This window comes from Micromonospora sp. MH99, assembly GCF_021442385.1.
Classification (GTDB): domain Bacteria; phylum Actinomycetota; class Actinomycetes; order Mycobacteriales; family Micromonosporaceae; genus Micromonospora.
Window position 1 is genome coordinate 68558 of record NZ_MUZA01000015.1, and the last position, 12561, is coordinate 81118.

The window sequence follows — 12561 nt, forward strand, 5'->3', positions numbered from 1 at the left end:
GTTCGTGCGTACTGCTGCTGATCAGCCGCCCGGGCGGCCTGGCGGGTTGCCGGGCTGCCCCGGCTTCTTGGCCGGCGGCGTGCCGGCGGCGCCGCCGCCGGTGCTGATCTCGATGGTGACGGGGCCGCCCTTGATGGTGCGCCCGTCCGGGTTGGTACCGGCGGCGGTGCCCGCCGGGCAGGGGGAGGTCACCTTCGTCTGGGAGACGATCGGCTCGAAGCCCGCGCCCTTGATCCGGGACTTGGCGGTCTCCACCGGCTGGCACTTCACGTCCGGGATGCTGCGCTGGTCACCCTCGGAGATCTTCTGGCCCGGCGGCTCGAAGTTGATCCGCGGCTTGCCCTTCATGGCGTCCCGCAGTGTCTCGTACACCGGCGGGTTGATGCCGTCCTTCTCGGCGTGCTTCATCTTGACGTTTGTCTGCGGCCAGTCCGGGTCGGCCATGATGCCGGCCACCGCGTACTGCTTGGTCATCGCGACCAGGGCGGCGGTCTTCTCCGAGTCGGTGGTGCCGGACTTGCCGGCCACCGGCGCGTCGACGATGCCCTTCACGACGCCGGCCGTACGGCTGTTGCCGCACTTGCTGGTCTTGGAGTTGTCGCCGACCGGGCAGCGGGCGGCGTCCACTGCGGCGCGGGCCACGTCGGTGCTGAACCGCTTCTCGCAGCGCGGGTTGGCGATGTCCAGCTTCTTGCCGTCCGGGTCGCGGATCTCCTGCACCGGGATCGGCTCGCAGTACTTGCCGTCCGCCGCGAGCGTCGCGTACGCGTTGGCCAGGTCCAGCGGAGTGGTGGAGGAGACGCCGAGGGTGAAGGCGCCCCACTGGTGGGCCGAGTCCTTGGTGGCGGCGAACTTGGCGTCGTTGCTGGCCCGGAACTGGATGCCGGCCCGCTTGGCGACGTCGACCACGTTCTCCGCGCCGACCTGCTGCTGAAGCGGCACGAAGTAGGTGTTGATCGACTGGGCGAAGGCGCTCCACATGTTCTGCACGCCGCCGGCCTTCTTGCCCGAGTTGGTCGGGCAGTAGAAGTGGGTGCCGGGGCAGGCCGCCGGGCTGCTGCTGTCGATGATGTATTCCGACTTGAACTGCTGCGGCGCGTTGAACGAGTAGCTGAGCGGGATGCCCTTCTCCAGCGCGGCGACGATGCTGAAGATCTTGAACGTCGAGCCGGCCTGGTAGCCGGCGATGCCGTCGCCGCCGGTGAGCAGCGGGTTGACCGTCGCCGGGTAGTTGCCCTTGATGCCGCGCTTGCTCTTCGCCGGATCGCTGGAAATCTTGTTCTTCGGATTCTTCGGATCGTCCAACTTGAACTGCCGGTTGACCGCGAGCGCGCGTACCCGGCCGGTGCCCGGCTCCACCACGGCGACCATGGCGGCTTCCTTGCTGGTCTCCTTCTTGGCCCGGCGGACCGCCGCGTCGGCGCCCTTCTGTGCCTGGACGTCGATCGAGGTCACGACGGTGTAACCGCCGCTCTTCAGGCGCCGCTCACGGTCGTACGAGGTCGAACCGAACGTCTCCTGCTGCATCCACCAGCGGTAGAAGTAGTCGCAGAAGAAGCCCCAGCTGTTGACGTTGGTGGCGACGCAGCCGTTCGGGGTGCGCTTGTCCTGCACCTTCAGCTTGACCGCCTTGGCGGCGTCGGCCTCCTGCTGGGTGATGGCCTTGGTGTCGACCATGTTCTGGATGACGTAGTTACGACGGTCCAGCGCCAGCGGGTAGCCGCTCTTGGTGGTCGGGTCGTTCGTCGTCGGGGCCTTCACCATGCCGGCCAGCAGCGCGGCTTCCTCGATCTTCAGCTTGCTCGGCGGCTTGCCGAAGTAGACCTGGCTGGCGGCGTAGATGCCGTACGCGCCGTTGCCGAACGAGGCGAGGTTGAGGTAGCGGGTCAGGATCTCGTCCTTGGAGAACTCCTTATCGACCTGCAGGGCCAGTCGCATCTCGCGGAGCTTGCGGGCGCTGGTGTCCTCGGTCGCGGCGACCACGTCGGCCGGGTGGGTGGCCGAGTAGGCGATGGCCAGCCGGACGTACTGCATGGTCAGCGTCGAGGCGCCCTGGCGCCCGGAGCCCTCGCTCTGGTTGTTGACGAACGCGCGGGCGACACCGTTGATGTCGACGCCGTTGTGCTTGTAGAAGTCGTGGTCCTCGGCCGCGATGATGGCCTTGATCATGTACGGCGAGATGTCGGCGAGCTTCACGTCGCGACGGTTCTCGTCGTACATCGTCGCGAGCGGCGTCTTGCCGTCCGACGCCAGCAGATAGCTGATCTGTGGCGCGCGGGCCACCGTCAGCTCTGTCGGCAGGTTGCCGAATGTCTCTGCCCCGGCCTTGGCGGCCAAGCCGGACATCGCCACCGCGGGGAAGGCCGCCGCAGCGACCACCACGCCAGCCAACAGGCCACATATGAGCAGCGATGCGGCGTTGGTCAGCACATTGTGGTCACGTTTCCGCATCCAGGTCACCTCGGCATGGTACGCGAGTAGGGAACGAGGGCCGCCTGGGCGTCTTTCCCCATTTCCTGCGTGCGCTGCCCTCGTTGTGCTAAACGCATGACCCCCCGTACGAGGTTGCGTGTGACCTGGCGCGAGTCTCCACCGTTTGGCGGAGGCTCCGCAGCGTTTTCGCCGACCTCGGCGGGGTAACCGGCGGTCGAGAGCCCGGGAAGCCGGGAGTGTCCGGAATGATGGATTTCGCCGACAACGTTGCGTAATCAGCCGACTACAGAGCATGATGATGGCGGCGACAGCGCCACATGTCGTCCGCACCGCCTTGGGGAAGGCGGCCGGGCGACCGGGGGGAAATTGCCGGCTGCCGTGCAACGAGGTCGGTAGGTACTGCAAGGGGGGACGTGTACACATGGGCATGATCACTGACTGGCCGTCGCTGGCGGCGTGTCAGAACGGGGACCCGGACGCGTTGTTCGTACAGGGCGCCGAACAGAACGTGGCGAAGCGGATCTGCCGGAGCTGCCCAGTTCGGTACGAGTGCCTGGCCGACGCGCTGGACAACCGGATCGAGTTCGGTGTGTGGGGCGGTATGACCGAACGCGAACGCCGGGCGTTGCTGCGTCGTCACCCCCAGGTGACGAGTTGGCGCAAGATGTTCGAGGCAGCGATGAAGAAGAACAGCAAGGACAAGGCTGGCAAGGACAAGATCCTCGTCAGCGCGGCCACCTGACGCCGGTCACGACCGGCTGATCGCCGCGCCGATCGTCCGCAGCCCGTCGACGTCGTGCACGTCGGCGGGCTGTGCCGTCACCGACACCGCCGGCACCGCCGGGAACGCCTCAGTGAACCGTGCGGCGACCTGCTGCTCGCGTACCGCCTGACGGGCCAGCGCGGCGTGCGCCCGCAGCACGTCGGCGGTGGCCTCGTGCCCACCCAGCTCGGCCAGCCGCTCCGCGGCGGCCCGACTCTGCTCGGCGTCCAGCTCCGGGACCGCCGGTCGGTGCACGCGGTTGAGCACCAGGCCGGCCAGGGGCATCTTCTCCTCCCGCAGCCGGCCCGCGAAATAGGCGGCTTCCCGGACCGCGTCCGGCTCCGGCGCCGCGACCAGCACGAAGGCCGTCTCCCGCGCCTGCAGGATGCGGTACGTCTGCTCCGCCCGCTGCCGGAAACCCCCGAACATCGAGTCGAGCGCGGCCACGAAGCCGGACAGGTCGGTGAGCAGCTGCGCGCCGAGCACCTTCTGCACCACCTTCGAGAACATCCCGAACGAGGCCGTGACCAGGTTGAACATGCTCCGTCCGCCGCTGCGCGCCGGTGCCAGCAGCAGGCGCAGCATCCGGCCGTCGAGGAAACGGGACAGCCGGGCCGGCGCGTCCAGGAAGTCCAGCGCGGAGCGGGACGGCGGCGTGTCCACCACGATGAGGTCCCACTCGCCCCGGGCGTGCAGCTGGCCCAGTTTCTCCATCGCCATGTATTCCTGCGTGCCGGCGAACGTCGAGCTCATCGCCTGGTAGAACGGGTTCGCGAAGATCTCCGCGGCCTTCGCCGGGTCGGTGTGCTGGAGCACCACGTCGTCGAAGGTGCGCTTCATGTCCAGCATCATGGCGTGCAGCTCACCGCCGCTGGCCTCGACGTCGATGCCCTTGACCTGGCGGGGTGTGTTGTCCAGCTCGGTCAGGCCCAGTGACTGGGCCAGCCGGCGGGCCGGGTCGATGGTGAGCACCACCGTGCGCCGGCCGTGGTGTTCGGCGGCCCGCAGCGCCAGCGCCGCGGCCGTGGTCGTCTTACCCACCCCGCCGGCACCGCAGCACACGACGATCCGCACGCCCGGGTCGGCGAGGATCTGGTCGACGTCCAGCTGCGGCGCCGCGTCTTCGGAAGGCACCAATCGAGCGTATCGGGCCGCGTCGGTCCATGCGCCCGTGCTGAGCTCAGGTGTGAGTCAATCGGCGCTGACGAGGGCACGGGCCAGTGCCGTGAGGCCCGCCCGGTCCACCCCGTCGGGCAGCAACGGCAGCTCGATCATCGGCAGCCCCAACTCCACCAGGTCGGCGCGGAGCGAATCCTCCAGTTCGCGCCGGATGAGCTGGTCTCGCGCCTCGTCGTGCAACCCGGCCACGATGTCCTGATCGGCAGGCAGCCCGGCGGCGACCAGACCGCGCCGGAGTTCCGCGGCGGTGACCGCGGGGCCGGCCGGCAGCGGAGGTCGGGCGCCGTTGACGATCACCTTCCCGATGCCGAAGCCGAGCGCGGTCAGATCGGCGATGGCGTCCACCGTCTCCTGCACCGGCATCTCCTCCAGCAGCGTGACCACGTGGACGGCGGTCATCGGGGAGCGCAGCAGCGCGGACACCCCCTCGCTCTGGGTCTTGATCGGGCCGACCTTGGCGAGCCGCGCCGTCTCCGCAGTGACGTTGAGGAAGCGGCCGATCCGACCGGTGGGCGGCGCGTCCAGCACTACCGCGTCGTACGCGCGCCGCTGCCCCGAGGTGCGGGTGGTGGCCTCCTTCACCTTGCCGGTGAGCAGCACGTCACGCAGGCCCGGAGCGATGGTCGTGGCGAAGTCGATCGCACCGAGCTTGCGCAGGGCCCGGCCCGCGGCGCCCAGCTTGTAGAACATGTCCAGGTACTCGAGCAACGCCTCCTCGGCGTCCACCGCGAGCGCGCGCACCTCACCGCCGTCCGGCGCGTCGGCGAGGCGACGCTCCTCGTACGGCAGCGGGTCGATGCCGAAGAGCTGGGCGATGCCCTGCCGGCCCTCCACCTCCACCAGCAGGGTGCGCCGGCCACCGGCGGCCAGCGCCAGGGCCAGCGCCGCGGCCACGCTGGTCTTGCCGGTGCCGCCCTTGCCGGTCACCACGTGGAGGCGGGCCGACCATCCGGTACCGGCCGGGTCGGACGGCCGCTCAGCTGCACGCACCCGTCGAGCCTATCCAGGCTCGCCGGTCAGGCGACCTCGCAGACCCACCAACCCGTCTTCTGCACCACAGTGAAGCGCAGGTCCTGGTCGGCCACCTTCTCGTCGGCGGTGGTCATGGTGATGCGGGTGGAGACGGTGGCCCGGTCGCCGGTCTGGTTGTCGACCTTCGGGGTGGCCCACTTGAACCGGGGGTTCTGGTACTCGGACGCGTACTTCTGCACCTCGGCCACCTTCGCCGCGATCTTCTTGTCGTCCCGGGAGGCGGCGCAGACGTGCTTGGCGGCCTTTGTCGCGTCCCGGTCCTTGTACACGGCCGTCAGGAACTCGTCGACGGCGACCGCCGGCTCCTTCGCGCCCTCGCCGGACTCGGCGTTGCGCAGGGTCAGGAACGCCACGACGCCACCGCCCACGCAGAGCACCATGATCACGACCAGCGCGATGGCCGCGATCAGCAGACCGCGCTTCTTCTTCGGCTCGGCAGTGCCCTGGTACGGCGGGTAGCCGGGCGGGGGCGGCGGGAACGCGCCCGGGGCGCCGGGAGACTGCGGCGTGCCGGTCGGAACATCGGTCTGCGGAAGGCCAGCGGGCGGGCCGGGCTGGGTCGGCACGCCCGGCTGCGCGGGGAATCCCCCCGGCGCGGGCTGCCCGGGCAGAGCGGGCTGCCCCGGAAGGGCGAGCTGGCCTGGCTGGGCGGACGGGCCGGACGGGACCGCCGAGCCGGAAGGGGCGGCCGGGGCGGGAGGTGCGGGCTGGGCGACCGGGCCGGGTGAGGTGACTGTCGCCGCATCGGGCTCGCCCACTGGGGTGCGCGGGCCGGGTTGCCCGGGGATCGGCTGGCCGGCGGACGTCGGATCCGGCTGGCCGGAAGCGGTCGGGTCGGGCTGTGCGGGGATGGCCGTCTTCTCGGGCTGACCGGCGGAATCCGGGGTCGCCGACGGAAGAGCGCGCGGGCCGGCCTGGTCGCCGCTGGGCGGTTGGGTCATCTCGTTCCCCCGGGGGTGCGGCGCCCGGCCGCCACCCCTGGCGCCGAGCGAGATCGAGCGGGCGGCCGGGCGCTGTGCGACCGTCCGACCGGAAGGGTAGCGGCCAGCCGACGGTTCGGTGTCGCCCCTATCGCGCCGTGTGTGGGCATGGCGTGCATCACCCAGACCGTGAGATCACTCGCAGTCGGGATTCCTGCCCGACATCTGTCACATATGTGACTCTCGGTGACTGATCGTGCGCGTCCTGTTGGCGGGACCGCCGCCGGAGACCTACCTTCGTCCGGGCGGGGGGCCGGAACGGATGAATGGTCCGGGCCGGAAGCGTGGTCCGAGAGGTACGACCGGAGGCAGTTCATGCGCGACGCGGACAACATCCCTCGCACCCAGTTCCCGACGAACGAACGGCAGCGCCGGCCCGCATCCGTGGGCGAGGTGGCCGGCGGGCCGTTGGGCAGCCTGCCCATCAACGAGCGGTCGTACCGTCGGGTTCCGGAGCCCCCGGAAGTGGTCCGGATGTCGAGCCAGCCCGTCGAGCGGCTGCGGGACGACGACGAGCCCGGGTTCGTCATCCACCTGCCGATCCGGGTGCCCGACCTGGCCTCGGCGACCGTGCTGGCCGGTCGCGTCGCGGAGTCGCTGGGCTTCCTGCCGGAGCTGGACGCCGGCGAGACCACCGTGTCCAACGCCGACGACCAGAACAACCGCCACCGGGTTTTCTGCGACCTGCTGCTGCCCGACCGGTCGCGCTGCCCCCAGGGGTACGAGCACGAGGGGCCCTGTGGAGAGCTGCCGGCCGCGCCGGAGCAGCGTCCCGCGCCTCGTCCGGCCAGCGGACCGTAGGCTGTGCCCGACGAAGTCCGCACCACGAGGGAGCCCTCCAGCGATGCAGAAGTGGGAATACTCCACGGTCCCTCTGCTGGTCCACGCGACCAAGCAGATCCTCGACAACTGGGGTGAGGACGGGTGGGAACTCGTCGCCGTGGTCCCCGGCCCCAACCCCGACCAGCTGGTGGCGTACCTGAAGCGGCCCAAGGCGTGAGCGCGGCGCGGCGCGGCACCGCGGTCGCGGGCCACGGGGTGACGCGATGAGCAACGGTCCCCACGCGAAGCTCGCCGAGCTGGGCCTCGAACTGCCCGACGTGGTGCCGCCGGTGGCCAGCTACGTGCCGGCAGTGCAGTCCGGGCAGCACGTGTACGTCTCCGGCCAGCTGCCGATCGCCGAGGGCAAGCTGCTGGCGACCGGCAAGGTCGGCGCTGGCATCTCCGCCGAGCAGGCGAAGGACCTGGCCCAGCGGTGCGCGCTCAACGCGCTGGCCGCTGTCGACGCGCTGGTTGGCCTGGAGAACGTGGTCAAGGTGGTCAAGCTGACCGGGTTCGTGGCGTCGGCCCCCGGCTTCATCGGTCAGCCCGCCGTGATCAACGGCGCCTCCGACCTGTTCGGCACCGTCTTCGGCGAGGCCGGTCGCCACGCCCGCAGCGCCGTCGGGGTGGCCGAGCTGCCCCTGGACGCCCCGGTGGAGATCGAACTGATCGTCGAGGTCGCCTGACCTGACCGCACCGCCACCGTCCCGCGATCATGCGCCGCTGGCCCGGAGGAAAGCCCTGAACACGGACGAATCAGGGGCCGGACGTGCATGATCGCGGGACGTGGCGGGCAGGGTCGTACGATCGCAGCCATGAGCGGGCACGTGACGGGGGCGACTGCGGCGCTGGCCGACAGGCTGCCGAGCTGGGTGACACTGCTGCGCGCGCCGAACCCCGGCCCGATGACCCTCGACGGCACCAACACCTGGCTGCTGCGCGCGGCACCGGGTGACCCGGCGGTGGTCGTCGACCCCGGGCCGGCCGACGAGGGACACCTGGCGGCGATCGCCGCACACGGCCCGATCGGGCTGATCCTGATCACGCACGGCCACCCCGACCACAGCGAGGGCGCCGCCCGGCTCAGCGAACTGCTCGGCGGGGTGCACGTCCTCGCCGTCGACCCGGCGCACGCCATCGGCGGCACGCCCCTGACCGACGCGCACCTGGGCGGCTTCGGCCTGGGCATCCGGCTGCTGGCCACCCCGGGGCACACCGCCGACTCGGTCTGCTTCCTGGTCGAGCACGGCGACGAACGCGCGGTGCTCACCGGTGACACCATCCTCGGCCGCGGCACCACGGTGGTGGCCCATCCCGACGGGCACCTCGGCGACTACCTGAGCAGCCTGGAGCTGCTGTCCGCGTACGCCGGAATCCCGGCGCTGCCCGGGCACGGCCCGGCGCTGGCCGACTGCGCCGCCGCCGCCACCTTCTATCTTGCCCACCGCCGGGCCCGGCTCGACCAGGTCCGCGCGGCGGTCGCCGCCGGCGCGCGGACACCCGCGGACGTGGTCGCGGCGGTCTACGCCGACGTGGACCGCTCGCTCTGGTGGGCTGCGGAATGGTCGGTCCGTGCCCAGTTGGAGTATCTGGGCGTCGACACCGGGGAATCTGCGCCGGGGGTCAGTGGGTTGGAGCACATGTGACCTGCCCGGTGTGCGGAACTGTCGCTGTCCCCGGCGCACGGTTCTGCCACAACTGCGGTGCCGCGCTGCCGGCCGCCGCCACGTTGCCGGCGGCCGAGCGTCGGGTCGTCACCGTGCTCTTCGGTGACCTCTCGGAATTCACGTCCTGGTCGGAGGACCTCGACCCGGAACGGGTCGGCGCGGTCACCGACCGGGTGCTGGCCTCCCTCGCGGGGGCGGTGAAGACGTTCGGCGGGCACGTCGACAAGCTGACCGGCGACGGGATCATGGCGGTCTTCGGGGCGCCGGTGGCGCACGAGGACGACGCCGAGCGGGCCATGCGGGCCGCCCTGTCCATGCAGCGGGCCGTCCGCCGGGTGCTCGACGACGAGCGCGGCGGTGGCGCACCGCTCGGCCTGCGGGTCGGCCTGAACACCGGCGACGTCATCGCCGGCATCCAGGCGGCCATCGAATACACGGTCATCGGCGACACGGTGAACACCGCCGCCCGGCTGGCCGACGCCGCCGCGGTCGGCGCTGTCTACGCCGGCGGGCGGACCGCCGCCGCGACCCGGCACGTCGCCTCCTGGCGGGCGCTGCGTCCGCTGCGGCTCAAGGGCAAGCGCGAGCCGGTCGAGGCGTACGAGCTGCTGGGCCTGCTGGACGCGCCGGGCACCCGGTCGGGTCTCGGCGACGAGGCGCCCTACGTGGGCCGGGAGACCGAGATCGGCCGGGTCGCCGGCCGACTCGCCGAGGTGATCGACCAGGGCGACCCGCGGGTGCTGCTGATGACCGCCGAGGCGGGCATCGGCAAGTCCCGGTTCGCCGCCGAGGTCGAGCGCCTCGCCGCCGGGTACGACGTGGGCGCCGGCCGGTATGCCGCGCACACCGGCGCCCGGGTGCTCTCGGTGCGGTGCGCCGCCTTCGGTGAGCGGCGCAGGCTCGCGCCGTTGGCAGACCTGGTCCGTGCCGCGGTCGGTCTGCCCAGTGACGCGGCAACCGCGCTGACCCGGCCGGCAGTGGAGGAGCGGCTGCGCCGGCTCGGTCAGCGGCTCGCCCGCTCCGGCGGCGAGTCGCCCCCGATCGCCACCGACCAGCTGCTCGCCCTGCTCGGTTACGCCGAACTGCCTGCGCACGGCGGTGCCGACAACGGCGAGTGGGGCAGCTCCGCCGCCTCGCCCGCCGATGCCGAGGCGGTGCCGAACGCGGTCGCCGACCTGCTCAGCGGGCTCGCCTCGGAGGCGCCCCTGGTCATCGTGGTGGACGACCTGCACGACGCCACCCCCGAGACCATCCGCGCTCTCGGGTTGGCCCTCTCCCGACTCACCGGTCCGGTGCTCGTGCTGCTGCTCGGCCGCCCCGAGCTGGTCCGTACCGCCGGCGCGCTGACCCGCGTCGCGGACGCCGAGGTGCACTCCCTGCCGCCGCTGCGCGGCGCCGACGCCGCCCGACTGCTCACCAGCTACCTCGGCGGAGGGAAGCTGCCACCGGCCGACGCCGACCGGCTGCTCGCCACCGCCCAGGGCAACCCGTTCTACCTGGCGGAGCTGGTCACCCTGCTGATCGAACGCGGCGCGCTGACCGCGGAGCGGCAGGCGTCCGGTGACGGTGACCCGGCCGCGCCGGCCGGCTGGCGCCTCGTACCCGGTTCGCTGGGCAGCCGGCTCCTCTCCCGGGACCTCGCGGCAGTCCTCGCCGCCCGCATCGACGCGCTGCCACCGGACGCCCGTTCCGTCCTGCGGGACGCGGCGGTGGTCGGTGACACAGTGCCGACCGGAGCGCTGGAGGCGCTGCGCGAGCAGCGGGCCGGCCGCGACGGGAGGCCCTCGGCCGTGGTCGCCGTGGAGTTCGACCGGGCCGTCGAGGAGCTGCTGCAGCGCCGCATGCTGCACCGCACCCGCGCCGGCTACGCGTTCGCCACCCCGCTCATGCGGGAGGCCGCGTACGCCGGGGTGAGCAAGGCGGAACTGGCCGAGCGGCACGCCGCGCTGGCCCGCTGGGCGGCGCCCGTCGACGGGGCCACGGCCGGTGCGGTGGGCGGGTTCACCGAAGAGGCACGCGACGACTTCGTCGCCATGCACGTCCAGCGGGCCGCCACGCTCGCCGACGCGGTGAAACTGCGACCTGACGCGCCGGCCCGCGCCGTGGTCCCGCTCGGGATCGCCGCGCTCGGCCGGGCCGCCCGCCGGTCGCTGTCCGCCGGGGAGCCCGCGCTCGCCGTCGAGTACGCCGAACGCGCCAGCGAACTGGCCCGCGACGGGATACCGGCGATCGACCGGGTGGTGCACGCCCGTGCACTTTTGCAGATCGGCCGGGTCGCCGACGCGCTCGCCTTCGCCGAGAAGATCGCCGCGAACGCGGGGGACGAAGCCACCCGTGCCAGCGCCCTGCTGCTCGCCGGGCAGGCCCAGCAGACCCTCGGCGACCAGGGTCGGGCGGAGGCCGCCTGGCAGGAGGCGTTGCAGGTGGCCACGGCCGGCGGGCTGCCCACGCTGCGCGCGTCCGCCATGCGTCGGCTCGGCATGGGCGACTTCGTGGCCGGCCGGCTCAGCCAGGCGAGCAGCCGGTTGGCCGCCGCGTACCAGGTCAGCCTCGGCGCGCAGGACCGGCGTGGGCAGGCCTGGTCGCTGCAGAACCTGGCCTGGGTGACCACGACCCGGGGTGACTTCGCCGGCACCGATGCCGTCCTCGGCCGGGCCGCCCGGCTCTTCGCCGAGCTGAAGGACCCGTACGGGCGGGCCTGGCTGCGGGGCACCACCGCGTTCGCCCGGCTGCTCGCCGGTCGGCTGCGGGAGGCGTGCCGGATGGCGCAGGTCTTCCTGCCCTTCGGCGAGCGGGTCGGCGAGGCATGGGCGGTGGGCACGCTGCGCGCGGTCGCCGCCTTCGCCACCGCCGAGTTGGGCGAGCTGGCCGAGGCCGACCGGGAGGCCCGCCGGGCGTACCGCGAGTTCGCCGCCGCGTCCGACGACTGGGGTCGCGGGTTCGCGCTCGTCGTCCGGGCCGTCGTCGCCCGTGGACTGGGCGAGCCGGAGCACGCGGCCGACCTGCTCACCGACGCCCTGGTGTACGCCGACCAGACCTCGCACCCGCTGCTCACCGGAATGGCGGGCACGCTGCGCGGCTTCGTGGCGCTGGACATGGGCGACCACGAGACCGCCGAGCAGGCCGCCCGGGCGGTGCTGACGGCCGTCGAACCGCACAATCCGCAGGCGCCGGCGCAGGTCGCGCCCCGGGTGCTGCTGGCCACCGCCCGGCTTTCCGCCGGTGACCCGGCGACCGCGGTCGGGCTGCTCGCCCCGGTGGCGACGGCCGCCGCCAACGCGCCCTCGCTGCTCTTCTCCCGCCGCCAGACCATGGCCCGGTACGCGTCGGCGCTGCTCGCGCACGGTCAGCGGGAGCAGGCGCTGGACTGGGCGAGACGGGCGGTCACCGCGCCCGCCGAGGACGTACGCAGTCAGGTGATCGCGGCGAGCGTGCTCGCCGAGGCGCTGGCGGCCTGCGGCCACTCGGCGGAGGCCCGGTCCTGCGCCGACGAGGCGGTCCGCCTCGCGTACGCCACCGAACAACGCAGCGAACGAGCAGCCGCAAAGTCCCTACAAGCCCGCCTGACCCTCCCCTAACCCCACTCCACCCACCCGGCCCCTACCCGGGCCTCCCGCGGTTGATCATGAAGTTGTTGCGCCGACACGCCGGCGTCGGTGGCAACAACTTCATGATCACCGCGCGG

General features: G+C 72.4%; 10 protein-coding genes. 6 read left to right on the forward strand and 4 right to left on the reverse strand.

Annotated features, from left to right (window positions below; all coding sequences use genetic code 11):
• Positions 1-21: 21 nt before the first annotated feature.
• Complete coding sequence (locus tag B0E54_RS11060; RefSeq protein WP_234583271.1) at positions 22-2451, reverse strand: transglycosylase domain-containing protein; 2430 nt, start codon at positions 2449-2451, stop codon at positions 22-24.
• A gap of 403 nt (positions 2452-2854) precedes the next feature.
• Between B0E54_RS11060 and B0E54_RS11065 the strand changes: the two genes are divergently transcribed.
• The gene (locus B0E54_RS11065; protein WP_007466209.1) at positions 2855-3175 is read left to right on the forward strand and encodes a WhiB family transcriptional regulator; all 321 of its coding nucleotides are present in this window, start codon (positions 2855-2857) and stop codon (positions 3173-3175) included.
• A gap of 6 nt (positions 3176-3181) precedes the next feature.
• Here the strand turns inward: B0E54_RS11065 and B0E54_RS11070 are convergent, their stop codons facing one another.
• Genes B0E54_RS11070 through B0E54_RS11080 form a run of 3 tightly spaced genes read right to left on the reverse strand, consistent with a single transcriptional unit; the run spans position 3182 to position 6018 of the window.
• The gene (locus tag B0E54_RS11070) at positions 3182-4333 is read right to left on the reverse strand and encodes an ArsA-related P-loop ATPase (RefSeq protein ID WP_234583272.1); all 1152 of its coding nucleotides are present in this window, start codon (positions 4331-4333) and stop codon (positions 3182-3184) included.
• Between the two features lie 54 nt (positions 4334-4387).
• Complete coding sequence (locus B0E54_RS11075; protein WP_234583273.1) at positions 4388-5365, reverse strand: ArsA-related P-loop ATPase; 978 nt, start codon at positions 5363-5365, stop codon at positions 4388-4390.
• Between the two features lie 26 nt (positions 5366-5391).
• On the reverse strand, positions 5392-6018 hold the full coding sequence (locus B0E54_RS11080; RefSeq protein WP_255786835.1) for a hypothetical protein: 627 nt from the start codon (positions 6016-6018) through the stop codon (positions 5392-5394).
• Between the two features lie 684 nt (positions 6019-6702).
• On the opposite strand from B0E54_RS11080, the gene B0E54_RS11085 reads away from it, so the two are divergent.
• The 5 genes from B0E54_RS11085 (at position 6703) to B0E54_RS11105 (ending at position 12454) form a co-directional block, all read left to right on the forward strand.
• Entirely contained in the window at positions 6703-7188 is a 486-nt protein-coding gene (locus B0E54_RS11085; protein ID WP_234583274.1) for a hypothetical protein, read from the forward strand.
• Between the two features lie 43 nt (positions 7189-7231).
• The gene (locus B0E54_RS11090) at positions 7232-7387 is read left to right on the forward strand and encodes a DUF4177 domain-containing protein (RefSeq protein WP_007466198.1); all 156 of its coding nucleotides are present in this window, start codon (positions 7232-7234) and stop codon (positions 7385-7387) included.
• A 46-nt stretch (positions 7388-7433) separates the two neighbouring features.
• Positions 7434-7895, forward strand: coding sequence for a RidA family protein (locus B0E54_RS11095; RefSeq protein WP_234583275.1), 462 nt, complete (start codon positions 7434-7436; stop codon positions 7893-7895).
• 129 nt (positions 7896-8024) lie between these two features.
• Positions 8025-8855 (forward strand): MBL fold metallo-hydrolase, encoded by an 831-nt coding sequence (locus B0E54_RS11100; RefSeq protein ID WP_234583276.1) that lies wholly within the window; start codon positions 8025-8027, stop codon positions 8853-8855.
• Entirely contained in the window at positions 8852-12454 is a 3603-nt protein-coding gene (locus tag B0E54_RS11105; protein ID WP_234583277.1) for an adenylate/guanylate cyclase domain-containing protein, read from the forward strand. The genes B0E54_RS11100 and B0E54_RS11105 overlap by 4 nt, the downstream gene beginning before the upstream one ends.
• The last annotated feature ends 107 nt before the right edge of the window (positions 12455-12561 follow it).

What these genes read in the sequence shown, in the direction of transcription:
- B0E54_RS11060 (WP_234583271.1), bottom strand. Translation starts at nt 2,451, where the DNA reads ATGCGGAAACGTGACCACAATGTGCTGACCAACGCCGCATCGCTGCTC.
- B0E54_RS11065 (WP_007466209.1), top strand. Translation starts at nt 2,855, where the DNA reads ATGGGCATGATCACTGACTGGCCGTCGCTGGCGGCGTGTCAGAACGGG.
- B0E54_RS11085 (WP_234583274.1), top strand. Translation starts at nt 6,703, where the DNA reads ATGCGCGACGCGGACAACATCCCTCGCACCCAGTTCCCGACGAACGAA.
- B0E54_RS11090 (WP_007466198.1), top strand. Translation starts at nt 7,232, where the DNA reads ATGCAGAAGTGGGAATACTCCACGGTCCCTCTGCTGGTCCACGCGACC.
- B0E54_RS11095 (WP_234583275.1), top strand. Translation starts at nt 7,434, where the DNA reads ATGAGCAACGGTCCCCACGCGAAGCTCGCCGAGCTGGGCCTCGAACTG.
- B0E54_RS11100 (WP_234583276.1), top strand. Translation starts at nt 8,025, where the DNA reads ATGAGCGGGCACGTGACGGGGGCGACTGCGGCGCTGGCCGACAGGCTG.